This is a genomic window from Pseudomonas sp. MH9.2, assembly GCF_034353875.1.
Classification (GTDB): domain Bacteria; phylum Pseudomonadota; class Gammaproteobacteria; order Pseudomonadales; family Pseudomonadaceae; genus Aquipseudomonas.
The window spans coordinates 1,335,951-1,351,109 of record NZ_CP133784.1 but is presented as its reverse complement, the minus strand read 5'-3'; the positions used below and the strand labels follow the sequence as shown (position 1 = coordinate 1,351,109).

Genomic DNA, 15,159 nt, shown 5'->3' with positions numbered 1-15,159 from the left:
CACTGGCTAAGCTCGGGCTTCCGAATTCCTGACGAGATCTGTTTATGCCGCAGCAATGGCCAGCCGCCGATATCGCCCAAATGATTCTTGACGGTTTTGATGATTATCGAGAGCATTTTCGGCAGATTGCCGATGGTGCTCAGGCGCGCTTCGAACAAGCGTTATGGCAGGAAGCTCAGCGAGCATCGGCAGCGCGGATCAACCTATACGAAGAGAAAGTCAGCGAAGTGACCGAGCGTTTGCACGGTACGTTCGACGCCCAGGGCCTGTTGGATGTGAGCTGCTGGCCGCTGGTCAAAAACGCGTATATCAACCTGATCGATGTACGGTTTGACGATGAGCTGGCGGAAACCTGGTTCAACTCGATTTTCTGTGGCCTGTTCAGTCATGACCTGATCAGCGACGGCTGCATGTTCGTCCACACCACGCGTCCGTCTTTGCGCCGCCACGACAAGGCGGCTCAAACCCGCGTTTATCGGCCCCAGGGCGAGCTGTCGAGCATGCTCAAGCAGATTTTTGCCGAGTATAAGTTCGATGTGCCGTTTGCCGATTTGCCGGGTGATCTGCAACGGCTTGAAGGGCAATTGCGGGAAAACCTGCCCGATTGGGTGTGCAAGGACCCGGCGCTCAGCGTGGAGCTGTTCTCGTCGATTCTGTACCGCAACAAAGGGGCGTATCTGGTCGGGCGCATTTTTACCCAAGACGAGCAATGGCCGCTGGTAATACCCCTGCTGCACCGTGAAGGCCGAGGTATCCAGATTGATGCGCTGATTACCGATGAAGCTGATGTGTCGATCATCTTCTCGTTCACACGCTCGTACTTCATGGTCGACGTGCCGGTGCCCGCAGAGTTTATCGGCTTTCTCAAGCGTATTTTGCCTGGCAAGCACATCGCCGAGCTGTACACCTCGATCGGGTTTTACAAACATGGCAAGTCCGAGTTCTACCGCGCCCTGATCAACCATCTGGCCACTACCGACGACCGCTTTATCATGGCGCCCGGTGTGCGCGGCATGGTCATGAGCGTGTTTACCCTGCCGGGTTTCAATACGGTGTTCAAGATCATCAAGGACCGCTTCGCGCCGTCGAAAAACGTCGACCGTGCCACGGTAATCGAAAAATACCGTCTGGTAAAAAGTGTCGACCGGGTAGGGCGCATGGCCGATACCCAGGAGTTCGCCGATTTCCGTTTTCCGTTGAGCAAGTTTGATCCTGAGTGCCTCGCCGAACTGCTGGATGTGGCGGCGTCGACCGTTGAAGTCGAAGGCGACACCGTCCTGATCCGTCACTGCTGGACCGAGCGGCGTATGACGCCGTTGAACCTCTATCTGGAAAACGCCAACGAAGCCCAGGTGCGCGAAGCACTGGACGATTATGGGTTGGCGATCAAGCAGTTGGCTGCGTCGAATATTTTCCCCGGCGATATGCTGCTGAAGAACTTTGGCGTGACCCGTCACGGCCGGGTGGTGTTCTACGATTACGACGAAATTTGTTACCTCACCGAAGCCAATTTCCGCCACATCCCGGCGCCCCGTACGCCCGAAGATGAAATGTCCTCGGAGCCTTGGTATTCCATTGCTCCGCTGGATATTTTCCCTGAGGAGTTTCCACCGTTTCTGTTTGCCGACATGGGCCAGCGTCGGCTGTTCAATGAGCTCCACGGTGAGTTGTATGACGCTGATTACTGGAAAAGCCTGCAAGACGCGATTCGGGCGGGCAAGGTCATTGATGTCTTTCCCTACCGGCGCAAAGGGCGCATGGATGAGACGCTGGCCTGAGTTTTCAGCGCGGCAGTGCGCTGACTGCGTCGACATGAGCCGTCAGCGCCCGTCGCATGAAGATTGATGGCTAGTCAGCAGGGCACTGACGCCAGTCATCCCGTGTTTATATCTTTCCCCGAATCAACGCCCTCAACGCGAAACGGTTGGGATGGCAGGCTTCGGCAATGCTACGGGGCAACGGCAGGGGTTCGTTGTCCAGCCAGGCCGCGAGCAATTCGCCTGACAGTGGCGCGGTGATCAGCCCACGAGAGCCGTGACCACTGTTGATGTACAGGCCGTCGAGCCAAGGGCAAACGGTATCCGGCACTTGTCGGGCGTCTTTGCCCAGCGCCGCGTAAGCTTCCAGAAAACGCTGCTTATCCGCCAGCGGGCCGACGATGGGCAGGTAGTCCGGGCTGGTGCAACGGAATGCGGCTCGCCCTTGCAGGTACTCAGGTTCCAACGCGTCTGCGCCCAGCCGCTTGAGCAAGTCTTCGGAGATTTCTTGCAAGAGTTCGAGATTGCTCTGGTGCTCGGCAGCGGTCGGCGTCAGGTCATCGCTTTTGAAGTCGAAGCTCGCCCCTAACGTGTGTTCGCCCAGCCGGGCGGGCGCCACATAACCTTCGGCGCAGACCACGGTGCTCAAGGCTTCGCTTGCCGGGGTCTGGGCAAGCCGGGTGATCTGCCCACGAATACGCTTGAGGGGTAATTCAGCGCTGGCCGGGAAGCGCTTGACCTCTGCAGCGCCGGCCAATATCACCACCGGAGCCTCGTCGAGCAATCGCTCTCCATCCCAGGCCTGCCACTGTTCGCCGCTACGACGCAGTTCCAGTACGTCATGATGTGCCAACAGCTGAATATTGGGGTGCGTGGCCTGAAACTGGCACAGCGCGGGCGGATGTACCCAGCCTCCCTCGGGGAAAAACAAACCACCGCAAGACAGTGCAATACCGGCTCGGGCTTCGGCGGTTGGCTGATCCAGTACGTGTAAGAGTTCGGGGGGGAACGCGTGCGCCAACTGCGTCTGGCGCTCGGCTTCCTTGTCATTGAAGGCCAGTTGCAACACGCCGCAGCCGTCCCAGTCGGTGCCCCGTTGCAGGTATTCCAGGTGGCGGCGGGTGTAACCAAAGCCGCTCAAAATCAGCTGCGACAACGCCGTGCCGTGGGCAGAAAGCTTCAAGTACAGCACCCCTTGCGGGTTGCCCGAAGCTTCCTGCGCCAGATCGCCGTGGCGTTCCATCAGGCTGACCTGCCAACCCCGCGCAGCGAGGCTGGCAGCTGTTGCGCAACCGGCCAGGCCAGCGCCGATTACCAACGCTTTGCGCTGAGTGGTGATCGGTGCCGGGCGGGCAAACCAGGGCTTGACGACTGCAGGCCTGGGCACGTCTTCCGGCCAACCGACAAACGCCCCGCGCAGCACCTCCCATTTATGCCCGATACCCGGCGTGCGGCGCATTTTGAAGCCTGCGGCGTTCAGCGCGCGACGTACCCATCCGGTACTGGTGAAGGTGCTGATGGTCGAACCCGGCGCCGCTAGCCGTGCCAGTTCGGCGAACAGTTCGGGCGTCCACATTTCCGGATTTTTTGCTGGAGCAAAACCGTCGAGGAACCACGCATCAATCTGCCCATCCAGCTGCGGCAACATGTCTAAAGCGTCGCCGATCAACAGGGTCAAGGTCACGCGACCGCCGTCGAACACCAAGCGCTGAAAACCGTCATGCACGGCGATGTACTGATCGAGCAGTTGCCCGGCACAGGTGGCCAGCTCCGGCCACAAGGCGAGGGCACGTTGCAGGTCGCAGCGGCTCAGTGGAAACTTCTCGACGCTAACGAAATGCAGGCGAGCGCCGGCAACAGCATGCTCGGCAAACAGCTGCCAGGCGCAAAGAAAATTCAAACCGGTGCCGAAGCCGGTTTCCCCGATAACCAGGCGCTCGCCTGCCGCCAGCGCTGCAAACCGGTTTGTCAGATCGTTCTGTTTCAGAAAGACATGGCGTGTTTCGTCTAGACCGGATTGGGTGGAGAAATAGACATCCGAAAATTCCCGCGAATGAGGATTTCCCTGTTCGTCCCAGTCGATCTGGGCGTGGGATGTGAAGGTCATGGTCGGCTCGGCGGCAGCAGGAGCGCGGGATATTAACGCAATCAGCGAACCGGTGAGGGCGCAAAGGGGTAGAAGCGGGTCCCTGAAGCCTGTTCAATTGACCCATCGCAACGAATGGCTGTCTTACCCAGCATTGATTGATGCGATCCGTTAGTCTTGACGATCTTGAAGGGGAGCTGTGCATGTTCGAATCCGCCGAAATCGGTCACGCCATTGACAAAGAAACTTACGACGCCGAGGTGCCGGCGCTGCGTGAGGCGTTGCTCGACGCGCAATTCGAACTCAAGCAGCAGGCGCGTTTTCCGGTGATTGTATTGATCAACGGCGTCGAAGGCGCGGGCAAGGGCGAGACGATTAAGCTGCTCAATGAATGGATGGACCCACGGCTGATCGAGGTGCGTACGTTCGATCAGCAGACTGACGAAGAACTGGCCCGACCACCCGCGTGGCGCTATTGGCGGCATTTGCCGGCGAAGGGGCGTATGGGGATTTTCTTTGGCAATTGGTACAGCCAGATGATTCAGGGGCGGGTGCATGGCCACTTCAAGGATGCCGTGCTCGATCAGGCAATCAATGGGGCTGAACGTCTGGAGAGAATGCTCTGTGATGAGGGCGCACTGATTTTCAAGTTCTGGTTTCACCTGTCCAAGAAGCAGATGAAGGCTCGGCTCAAGTTGCTTGTGGATGACCCTTTGCACAGCTGGCGCATTAGTCCGCTGGACTGGCAACAATCGAAAACCTACGACAAATTTGTTCGCTACGGTGAGCGTGTGCTGCGTCGTACCAGCCATGATTATGCCCCTTGGCATGTCATCGAAGGCGTGGATCCGCATTATCGCAGCCTGACCGTCGGGCGCCTGTTGCTCGAAGGGCTACAGGCCGCCTTGGCCAATAAAAGACCCGCTCAAGGTCCGCTGACCATTGGCCCACTGCCGACCAATATTGATGACCTCAGCCTGCTGAACAGTCTCGACATGACTCAGCATCTGGAAAAAGAAGATTACGAAGAACAATTGATTACCGAGCAGGCGCGCCTGGCGGGCAACGTGCGTGATAAACGTATGAAGCGGCACTCGCTGGTAGCGGTATTCGAAGGCAATGATGCCGCAGGCAAAGGCGGCGCCATCCGGCGGGTCGCGGCGGCGCTGGACCCGCGTCAGTACAATATTGTGCCGATTGCCGCGCCCACCGAGGACGAGCGTGCACAGCCTTATCTCTGGCGCTTCTGGCGGCACATGCCGCCACGTGGCAAATTTACCGTGTTCGATAGGTCATGGTATGGCCGGGTGCTGGTAGAGCGCGTTGAGGGTTTTTGCAGCTCGGCAGATTGGCTCCGGGCGTACAGCGAGATCAACGATTTCGAAGAACAGCTGACCGATGCCGGCACTGTGGTAGTCAAGTTCTGGCTGGCCATTGATGAGCTGACTCAACTGGAGCGTTTTGAGGCGCGGGAACAGATTCCGTTCAAACGCTTCAAAATCACCGAGGACGACTGGCGCAACCGTCAGAGATGGCCGGACTATCGCGCGGCTGTGGGCGACATGGTTGATCGTACCAGTACTGAAATCGCGCCGTGGACCCTGGTTGAGGCCAATGACAAACGCTGGGCGCGGGTGAAGGTGTTACGCACGATCAATAACGCGCTGGAAGCCGCTTTTGAAAAGGACACAAAGTCTAAGTAACCACCATGATTTTCCATACAGCCAGTGAATGATAATCGCGGACAAGGATTATCTGGCCCTATGCTCAATGCCTTCTCATCAACAATAAGAGTGGAGGTGTGTCATGCGTGAAGTGGTGATTGTCGATAGCGTGCGGACGGGATTGGCCAAGTCGTTTCGCGGCAAGTTCAACCAGACCCGTCCCGATGACATGGCAGCCCATTGCGTCAACGCACTGTTGACGCGCAATGGCCTGGCCCCGGCGTTGGTCGAGGACTGCATCGTCGGTGCCGGCTCCAACGAAGGCGCGCAGGGCTACAACATCGGGCGCAATGTGGCGGTGCTGTCCAAGCTGGGTATCCAGGTCCCTGGCATGACCCTCAACCGCTACTGCTCATCGGGCTTGCAGGCCATTGCAATCGCAGCCAACCAGATCGCCTCCGGTTGCAGCGAGATCATTGTTGCCGGTGGTGTCGAATCGATCAGCCTGACGATGAAAAGCATCAACACCGACAACCTGATCAATCCATTGCTTAAGGAACAGGTGCCGGGGATTTACTTTCCCATGGGTCAGACTGCCGAAATCGTCGCGCGCCGCTACCATGTCAGCCGCGAGCAGCAAGATCTCTACGCCTTGCAAAGTCAGCACCGCACCGCAGCCGCCCAAGCTGCTGGGCTGTTCGACGATGAAATCGTGCCGATGGCCGTGACCTACCGCGTCGAGGACAAAAATACCGGTGCGATTAGCCTGGTTGAAGGCATCGTTGATCGTGACGACTGCAATCGTCCGGACACCACGCTGGAAAGCCTGGCGGGCCTGAAGCCGGTGTTCGCAGAAGACGGTTCGGTAACCGCTGGCAACTCGTCGCAGTTGTCCGACGGGGCTTCGATGACGTTGGTGATGAGCCTGGAAAAAGCCCTGGAACTGGGCCTCGAACCGCGTGCGTTTTTCCGTGGTTTCACGGTGGCGGGTTGCGAGCCGGACGAGATGGGGATTGGCCCGGTGTTCTCGGTGCCCAAATTGCTCAAGGCTAAAGGCTTGCAAGTGGCCGACATCGACCTTTGGGAACTCAATGAAGCCTTTGCGTCGCAGTGTCTGTATGCGCGTGATCGTCTGGGAATCGACAACGCCAAATACAACCTCAGCGGCGGTTCGATCTCCATCGGCCACCCGTTCGGCATGACCGGCTCGCGCCAGGTCGGCCATTTGGTCCGTGAACTGCAACGGCGCAATCTGCGCTACGGCATCGTGACCATGTGTGTCGGAGGTGGGATGGGGGCGACTGGGTTGTTTGAAACGTTCAAATAGAGCGCTGGCGGATAGATCGTCTTCGCGAGTGAATGTGCACCCACAGGGTATTTGCGACCTTTGTGGGTGCATCATCTCTGATGGAACGCCTAAAGCCTGTGCCGCAGGACATGGGCCGTCATCAGCGCCACACTAGCCAGCCAGCCAGAGTCTTGAAGTGCGCGACGCACAAGCAGTGTTTGCTTGTGCGTCTCGGGCCTTGTGCCGTAGGCGTGGACTCAGTGGTGGCGAGGCTTGAGAATCGCTGGCTTCTCGTCTGGCGCCTGCAGGAGCAGGTACAGCGCGGTCAGTGCTTCCGGGATCTGCACAATCATGTCATCCATCAGATTGGCGTCCTGAGCGATGTCGGCAAATTCTGGTTGTTCGTCGAACAGACCCGAACCGACCATGATCGGCAGGAGCATTTCGCTGACTTCGTCTTCGGCGCTTTCGAACCATGCGTTTTCGCGCAGGAACACGCCTTCCATGAAGCCGATGCACCAGCCGCGGAGGTCGGAGTCATCCGGCTCGTCACCGAGGTCCAGATCACACGGCAATTCGAACTCTTCGTCGGATGCCAGTTGGCGGGCGATGTGCGCCTGCAGCTGGATCAGCGTGGCTTCGATTTCTTCGCGCTGGGCATCACTGGTGTAATGCGGCGGCTCAGAGAACAGCGTATCGATCCACTCACGCTCAGGGACCGTTTCGGCACAGATCGACAGCGCGGTCAGGTAGCCGTGGGCGGCCACATAGTCCAGCGCTTCGTCATGCAGCTCATCGGCATCGAGGAAGGCTTGCAGGCGGTGTAGTTGCTCAGCGAAGGACATTGACGGGCTACCTTGGGAATAAACAATGCTGAATTCTAGGCTGTGTAAGGCCTGCGCGCCAGTACAGAGGCGCTTAGAAGCTGTTATGTCTTTTATATCGACCGCCGGTATCGCCTTTGTGCTTTGCCTGGAACCCCTCGGGTATAATGCCGCGCTTTGCGATGCCAATAGCGATTGCGACAGGCTGTAGCAGGGTCGCTTCTGCAATATTTTGGGGTTTTTATGCTCGAACAGGCTCAACGCGTACTTAAAGACATCTTTGGTTACGACAGCTTTCGTGGTCGCCAAGGTGCCATTATTGAGCGTGTTGCCAATGGCGGCGATGCCTTGGTGTTGATGCCCACCGGTGGCGGCAAGTCCTTGTGCTTCCAGGTCCCGGGCCTGCTGCGCGAAGGCTTGGCAGTGGTAGTTTCACCGCTGATTGCCTTGATGGACGATCAGGTTGCGACCCTGGAAGAACTGGGTGTGTCGGCGGCCGCGTTGAACTCCACACTGAGCGCAGAGCAACAGCGGGATCTGGCAAACCGAATTCGGTTGGGCGAGATCAAGATGCTCTATCTGGCGCCCGAGCGCCTGGTTCAGCCACGGATGCTGGCCTTCCTGCAGAACCTGAAAATCGCCCTGTTTGCCATCGACGAAGCGCACTGCGTGTCACAGTGGGGGCATGATTTCCGTCCTGAATACTTGAAACTGGGGCAACTTGCCGAGTTGTTCCCCGATGTGCCGCGTATCGCCCTGACCGCCACGGCCGATAAACGCACCCGTGAAGAGATCGTCGAGCGCCTGCATCTACAGAACGCCGAGCGCTTCCTCTCCAGTTTCGACCGCCCCAACATCTTTTATCGCATCGTGCCCAAGGAGCAGCCGCGCAAACAGCTGCTGGCATTCCTTTCCGAGCGGCGCAGCGATGCAGGCATTGTTTATTGTCTGTCCCGCAAAAAGGTCGATGAAGTCGCCGCTTTTCTGTGTGACAACGGCTATCCGGCTTTGCCATACCACGCCGGGCTGCCTAACGAGACACGTGCCTTCAACCAGAAGCGCTTCCTCAATGAGGAAGGCCTGATCATGGTCGCGACCATCGCTTTCGGTATGGGCATCGACAAACCCAACGTGCGGTTCGTCGCCCATATGGACTTGCCCAAGTCGTTGGAGGCGTACTACCAGGAGACGGGGCGCTCCGGCCGTGATGGCCTGCCCGCCGATGCCTGGATGGCCTACGGGCTGCAAGACGTATTGATGCTCAAGCAGATGCTGCAAAACTCCGAAGGCGACGAGCGACACAAGCGCCTTGAGCAACACAAACTCGACGCCATGTTGTCGCTTTGTGAAGAGACCCGCTGCCGTCGACAGACGCTGCTGGCCTACTTCGACGAAGACATGCCTAACCCGTGCGGTCATTGCGACAACTGTGTCGACGGCGTGCAGACCTGGGACGCCACCGAGCCTGCGCGTCAGGCACTGTCGGCGATTTATCGCACCGGCCAGCGTTATGGCGTCGGCCATCTGGTGGATGTGCTGCTGGGTCGCGACAACGATAAAGTGAAGAGCTTTGGCCACCAACATCTGGCGGTTTTCGGCGTCGGCAAGGCGCGTACCGAAGGCGAGTGGCGCTCGCTGTTCCGCCAGTTGGTGGCGCGCGGCCTGGCTGATATCGACTTGGAAGGCTACGGCGGCCTGCGGTTGAGTGATACCTGCCGGCCCCTCTTGCGCGGCGAAGTCACGCTTGAGCTACGTCGTGATTTGAAACCGCAAACGACCCCGAAAAGCGGTTCGGGCAGCCCGGCCAGTCAATTGGTCCGTGGCGAAGAGCGCGAACAGTGGGAGGCCTTGCGCGCCCTGCGGCGCAAATTGGCCGAAGAGCATGGGGTGCCGCCTTATGTCATTTTTCCCGACTCGACCCTGCTCGAGATGTTGCGCAGCAAGCCCGGATCGTTGCCGGAAATGGCCCAGGTCAGTGGCGTCGGTGCGCGCAAGCTGGAGCGTTATGGTGAGGCGTTCCTCGAGGTTCTCGGCGGTACAGCCGAGGCGCCAAGGGTTGTGGCTGACGTGCGTCACGAATTGATCAGCCTGGCCCGCGCCGGGATGACGCCGGCGCAGATCGCCGGTCAGTTGCAGTGCACCGAAAAGAATGTCTACACGATGCTCGCGGAGGCCATCGGCAAGCAGCAATTATCACTGGAGCAAGCGCTGGATTTGCCTGAAGACGTGCTCAGTGAAATTCAGGATGCGTTCCTTGATGGCGAAGGAGAGTTGCCCGCGGTTGCAGCCGTTGCCGCACAATTCGCCGGTCGCGTGCCAGACGGCGTGCTGTATTGCGTGCGCGCGGCGCTGCAGTCCGAGTTCGAGGTCTGATTTTCCTGAGGTTTTATACCCCCCTGCGACGATTGGTTACAGTGGGTGACACTTGCCTCGGTGCGGGCATCATGGTTAGCTGACTAATAATTAGTACAAGCCTTTAATCATGAGTTTCCTATGCCTTTAACTGATCAACACCGCTTCGGCATGCAATTGGCGCAGATGTCACGTGGCTGGCGAGCCGAGTTGGACCGGCGCCTCGCTGACCTGGGCCTGTCGCAGGCGCGCTGGCTGGTGCTGTTGCACCTTGCGCGCTTCGAAGAAGCACCGACGCAACGTGAGTTGGCGCAGAGTGTTGGCGTCGAAGGGCCGACCCTTGCGCGTTTGCTCGACAGTCTGGAAGCTCAGGGGCTGGTTCTGCGTCAGGCGGTGGTTGAAGATCGGCGGGCTAAAAAAATCGTTCTATGTGCAACGGCGCGGCCGCTGATCGACAAAATCGAGACAATCGCCACCGCGCTGCGTCATGAACTTTTCGTCGGCATCGACGAGGACGAGCTGAGAATCTGCATGCGGGTACACGCACGGATCCTGGCGAACCTGGAAAAATCCTGAACACCCGGTATTCAGTGGCTCAAGCGCTTTTACCCCTTTAAGCATTGGTGAAAGCGTGCGAGCATCAGGCCCGATTTGCCCCCATACTTGCGCTATCTGCGTGTGACAGCGAATGTGCTGAGAAGCCTGCTTTGGTTTTTATAAGGATTTTCATGCTGAAGAGTTCTCAGGCCGCGTTAACGCGCGCCGATCGCCCGTTGCGGCAGGTCGTTCGTCAATGGTGTGTGGCTGCGGCCGCAACATCACTGTTTTATTCGGCACTGGCCCCAGCGTTGGGGCTTGGAGAGATCACCCTGCATTCGGCGTTGAATCAGCCGTTCAATGCCGATATCGAATTGGTAGAAACCGCAGGCCTGAGCGCGGATGACATTGTGGCGAGTCTTGCTTCGCCGGAAGCCTTCAGCCGGGCTGGCATCGAACGTCTGTTCTTTTTTAACGATCTGCACTTTACTCCCATCGTCCATGGCAATCATGGCGTGGTGCATGTGGAGTCGAGAAGGGCAGTCACTGAGCCTTACCTTAACTTTCTGGTGCGTCTGGTTCGCCCTAATGGCGACGTGCTGCATGCTTATACGGTGTTGCTCGATCCGCCTGACTCGGCGATAGGTGCAGCCGCGTCGCGCTCCAGGCGGGCCGATCCTTCTTTACAGAGCGGTGGTGAATCACGTATGCCTGTCGCGCCGCCGCAAGCGGTGCAGGGTAATCGCTACACAGTTGCCAGCGGCGATAACCTCGGAACGATTGCCAGGCGTCTGCAAGGGCCGGGCAGCAAAACTTCCGCCAGTGAGCTGGCCCGAGGTATCGAGGCGCTCAATCCCCAGGCGTTTCCCAACGGTAACAGCACTCGGTTGAACGTCGGACAGAGCCTGCTGCTGCCAGACAGTGCGGTCCTGCCGCGTTCGACGGTGGCGCCTTCGGTCGCGGCGGCCACTCAAACTACGCCACCCCCTTCGGCGGCAAGTGAAGCAGCAGCTTCTGCGAATGGGTTGCAGCAAAACGCTGAGCAACTGGCCAGCACCGTTATCGAGAACCAGCAACTGACCAAAACCGTGGGCGACCTGAAAGGGCAGATGCAAGCGCTTGAGGGGCAGATTTCGGGTAAAGACAAGCAACTCACCGAACTGAATGCCGCCCTGGCTGAACTAAAGTTATCCACAACCAAAACGGTCACCCCCGTTGTGCCAGCTGTTGCCGTGACGCCAACGGCGGTGCCCGCCCCGCCAGTAACCGAGGCGCCAGCGGAGGAATCATCCGGCAACATGCTGCTGTTGTCGGGTGCAGTGTTGGTGCTGCTGTTATTGCTGGTACTGGCTTATTCCGTACGGCGCAAACGGTTGATAAACGCCCTGCCGGTGCAGAATATCGTCGACACGCCTGCGCCGAGACCCACGATGACGGCCGCTGTGCCCATGGTTGAAAAGTCTTCTGTGGTCGTTCCACCTACAGCTCCGGTGGTTGCGGTTCCGGCGCCTGGTACCCAACGGTTGGCTGGTACTGCCACCGATGCCATGGACGGTGCGAGCATTTATATCGCTTACGGCCGGATCAGTGAGGCGCTGGGTATTTTGCGTGACGCACTGCAGACACAGCCGCAGCGCACGGATCTGCGCCTGAGAATTCTTGAGTTACTGGCCCAGCAGGGCGACGCCGACGGTTTTGCCCGCGAGGAGCAAGCGGCGCTCGAGCAGGGGCTTAGTGCGGACAAATTGCAGGAAATACGCGCGCAGCATCCCCAGTTGTTCGCGACACCGTCACCCGCGTTGGTGACCATCCCGCTGCCTTCGTCAGAGCCGGTGCTGCCTGAAGTTGTCGTCAATGAACCTGTTGCCTCTTCCTTGAGCACGCAGCCTGCCGATGAATTCCAATTGAACCTGGAAGATCTGTCAATGGACGCCGATTGGGATTTGGTCGACCCCTTCGAAACTACGCCAGCCGCACGCAGCAAAGGCCAGCCGGAACAACCGCTGACGGCGGACCTGGATTTCGCGTCCAACCTCACAGAGTTGCCGGAAGTCTTCGAAATGCCTGATGAGCAGTTCCTCAGCGACTTCTCAGAGCCGGAGCCTATTCTTCAGGCCAACAGCGACAGTCTGGATGATGCGTTTCTTGAAGGCTTCATGGATGATTCGGCGGGCTTCGATATGCTCGACCTGACCGAGGAGCCTCTGAGTAAAATCAACCAGGCTCAAGTGTTGATTGATGACGGTGATCTGCAGAGTGCACGTGAGCTGCTGCTGGAAGTGATCAACGAAACCGACGATAACCAGCAGCAGACTGCTCGGGATTTGTTGGCGGGAATAAGCTGATTGAGGGGGTGGTTGCGGGCAGATTGGTCCCATACTCAGATAAAGCGCCTTTTAACGCCAACCCTTGAGGAATGAGAGTCAGGATATGTCTGCCGTCAAACCCGAAATCGTCATCACCTATTGCACCCAATGCCAATGGCTTCTGCGGGCCGCGTGGCTCGCTCAAGAGTTGCTCAGCACGTTTTCCGACGATCTGGGCAAGGTCTCGCTGGAGCCTGCGACCGGTGGGGCGTTTCGAATCACGTGCAATGGTGTGCAGATCTGGGAGCGCAAGGCTGATGGCGGGTTCCCTGAAGCCAAGGTACTCAAGCAGCGAGTGCGTGACCAGATCGACCCGCAGCGCGACCTGGGGCATAACGATCGTCCGCAGGCGTAAGCATTCAGTGGGCTGAAGCGGCGTCGGCTTTGTGCTCGATTGTTTTAGATCCCAGCCGGCTCGAGACCACGATCGCGACGATGATCAGTGCGCCACCCAACAACATTCGCACCGTGGGCTGCTCGGCGAACAGCAACCAGGCGAAGGTGATGCCGTATACCGGCTCAAGGGCAAAGACCATCGCGGCGGTGCGCGCTTTTATTACCGCCAGGCTGGCGACGAACAAGCTATGCGCCACACCTGTACAGAAAACCCCAAGCAGACTTATCCACAGCCAGTCGAGGGGCGTGACGCTGCTCAGCCCCGGTGCCGCGGCAGGCAACAGGCACGCCGCGACCACCAGATTTTGACACAGCGCCGCCTGTACGGCCGGAATTCGCCCGGAGCTGGCGCGGTTGGTCAGAGACAACAGTGAGAACAGTAAACCGGACAATACGGACCACAGCAGGCCGAGAGTGGCCTGACTGGCGAGGTCGAAATCCGGGGTGACCAACACCAGCCCGATGCTGACCAGTAGTACCAGGATGATTTCATTGCTGCGAATCCGCTCGCGGAAAATCAGCCCTTCGAGGATCACGGTAAAGGCCGGGAAGCTGGCAAAGCCCAGTGTCGCGATGGCCACGCCGGCAACTTTCACGGAGATGAAAAAGCTCACCCAATGCCCGGCCAGCAGTAACCCACCCAGAACCAGTCGACGCCAATCACTGCCGCGCAGTGATTGCCAGGCGGTATTGCTGGCGAAACGGGCGAAAAAGCCCAGGGCGATCACTGCAAAAGCTGCGCGGCCGAACACGATGATCGAGGGCGAGGCGGCGGCCAGTTTGCCGAATACCCCGGTCAGGCCGAACATCAGGGCGCCAATATGCAGGGCGCCAAGCGCAGAACGGTGATTCATTGCAGTCCTTATCAGTCAGCTTTTACGGTGCGGGGATGACCGATAAGTGTAGAGCGCATGCCTGACCGTTGTCTGTTGCAGTTTTTGGGTCATTTGTCATCCAATCGCCACGCCAATGTCATCTCCGATTAACCAGCGCCGGGCAAGCTCGCTAAAACCCTGCCGGAGGTTGTCCATGAGCAGTGCTCAGCTCGCTAAACCCAGTCGCAAGCAACGGGTGAGAACCTTGTGGATCTCAGATGTACACCTCGGTACACGTGATTGCCAGGCTGAGCATCTGTCGAACTTTCTCAAGCAGTATCACGCTGACAAGGTGTATCTGGTCGGCGACATCATCGATGGCTGGAAGCTGCGCGGCGGCATGTATTGGCCTCAGGCGCACACCAATGTGATTCGCCGTCTATTGACCATGAGCAAGCGCGGCACCGAAGTGATTTATGTCACCGGCAACCACGACGAATTCCTGCGGCGTTACTCGACGCTGATCCTGGGCAATATCCGATTGGTGGACGAGGCCGAGCACGTCACGGCTGATGGTCGTCGTCTGCTGGTGGTGCATGGCGATCAGTTCGACGTGATTACGCGCTACCACCGCTGGTTGGCCTTTCTCGGTGATTCGGCCTATGAATTGACCTTGACCCTTAATCGCTGGCTGAACCACTGGCGTGCGCGTTATGGCTACGGCTATTGGTCGCTGTCGGCGTACCTCAAGCACAAGGTCAAAACGGCGGTCAGTTTCATCAGTGACTTCGAAGAGGCCATCGCTCACGAGTGCGTAAAGCGTGGCTTTGACGGGGTGGTCTGCGGGCACATTCATCACGCTGAAATCCGCAACGTCGGCGAGGTGGAGTACCTCAATTGTGGCGATTGGGTCGAATCCTGCACTGCGCTGATTGAGCATTTAGACGGCTCTATCGAATTGTTCCGGCTGGCCGATGCTCATCTGCGCGAGGCGCGGGTTCCAGTCCGGCAGAAGCGGATCGAGGAAGACGAGGGACGGGTCAGCGAACCGGTTGTTTAAAGCCAGTCCGGCCA

General features: G+C 58.5%; 11 protein-coding genes. 8 read left to right on the top strand and 3 right to left on the bottom strand.

The window, feature by feature from the left end; genetic code table 11:
* Positions 1 to 44 precede the first annotated feature (44 nt).
* Positions 45 to 1,778 (top strand): bifunctional isocitrate dehydrogenase kinase/phosphatase, encoded by a 1,734-nt coding sequence (gene aceK / locus RHM55_RS06240; protein WP_322180281.1) that lies wholly within the window; start codon positions 45 to 47, stop codon positions 1,776 to 1,778.
* A 106-nt stretch (positions 1,779 to 1,884) separates the two neighbouring features.
* Here aceK and mnmC read toward each other — a convergent pair whose 3' ends face one another.
* The gene (gene mnmC / locus RHM55_RS06235; RefSeq protein ID WP_322180279.1) at positions 1,885 to 3,864 is read right to left on the bottom strand and encodes a bifunctional tRNA (5-methylaminomethyl-2-thiouridine)(34)-methyltransferase MnmD/FAD-dependent 5-carboxymethylaminomethyl-2-thiouridine(34) oxidoreductase MnmC; all 1,980 of its coding nucleotides are present in this window, start codon (positions 3,862 to 3,864) and stop codon (positions 1,885 to 1,887) included.
* A gap of 182 nt (positions 3,865 to 4,046) precedes the next feature.
* Between mnmC and pap the strand changes: the two genes are divergently transcribed.
* Together pap and RHM55_RS06225 are read left to right on the top strand one after the other, a co-directional pair.
* Positions 4,047 to 5,546 carry a polyphosphate:AMP phosphotransferase gene (gene pap / locus RHM55_RS06230; protein WP_322180277.1) on the top strand — a complete coding sequence of 500 codons (1,500 nt, stop codon included), beginning with the start codon at positions 4,047 to 4,049 and terminating at the stop codon, positions 5,544 to 5,546.
* A 103-nt stretch (positions 5,547 to 5,649) separates the two neighbouring features.
* Entirely contained in the window at positions 5,650 to 6,834 is a 1,185-nt protein-coding gene (locus tag RHM55_RS06225) for a thiolase family protein (protein ID WP_322180275.1), read from the top strand.
* Between the two features lie 218 nt (positions 6,835 to 7,052).
* On the opposite strand, the gene RHM55_RS06220 is transcribed toward RHM55_RS06225, so the two are convergent.
* A complete protein-coding gene (locus RHM55_RS06220) occupies positions 7,053 to 7,640 on the bottom strand; it encodes a YecA family protein (RefSeq protein ID WP_219064205.1) in 588 nt (195 codons plus the stop codon).
* Between the two features lie 222 nt (positions 7,641 to 7,862).
* Here RHM55_RS06220 and recQ point away from each other — a divergent pair, with 222 nt between their 5' ends.
* The 4 genes from recQ to RHM55_RS06200 all read left to right on the top strand — a co-directional run bounded on the left by recQ (position 7,863) and on the right by RHM55_RS06200 (position 13,229).
* Entirely contained in the window at positions 7,863 to 9,992 is a 2,130-nt protein-coding gene (gene recQ, locus RHM55_RS06215) for a DNA helicase RecQ (protein ID WP_322180272.1), read from the top strand.
* Between the two features lie 120 nt (positions 9,993 to 10,112).
* Positions 10,113 to 10,547: a MarR family transcriptional regulator gene (locus RHM55_RS06210; RefSeq protein ID WP_322180270.1), complete on the top strand. Its 435-nt coding sequence runs from the start codon at positions 10,113 to 10,115 to the stop codon at positions 10,545 to 10,547.
* Between the two features lie 152 nt (positions 10,548 to 10,699).
* On the top strand, positions 10,700 to 12,853 hold the full coding sequence (locus RHM55_RS06205) for a FimV/HubP family polar landmark protein (protein WP_322180268.1): 2,154 nt from the start codon (positions 10,700 to 10,702) through the stop codon (positions 12,851 to 12,853).
* 85 nt (positions 12,854 to 12,938) lie between these two features.
* A complete protein-coding gene (locus tag RHM55_RS06200; RefSeq protein ID WP_322180266.1) occupies positions 12,939 to 13,229 on the top strand; it encodes a SelT/SelW/SelH family protein in 291 nt (96 codons plus the stop codon).
* A gap of 4 nt (positions 13,230 to 13,233) precedes the next feature.
* Here the strand turns inward: RHM55_RS06200 and RHM55_RS06195 are convergent, their stop codons facing one another.
* Positions 13,234 to 14,124, bottom strand: a complete 891-nt coding sequence (locus RHM55_RS06195) for a DMT family transporter (RefSeq protein WP_322180264.1) — start codon at positions 14,122 to 14,124, stop codon at positions 13,234 to 13,236.
* 175 nt (positions 14,125 to 14,299) lie between these two features.
* Between RHM55_RS06195 and RHM55_RS06190 the strand changes: the two genes are divergently transcribed.
* Complete coding sequence (locus RHM55_RS06190) at positions 14,300 to 15,145, top strand: UDP-2,3-diacylglucosamine diphosphatase (protein ID WP_322180262.1); 846 nt, start codon at positions 14,300 to 14,302, stop codon at positions 15,143 to 15,145.
* The last annotated feature ends 14 nt before the right edge of the window (positions 15,146 to 15,159 follow it).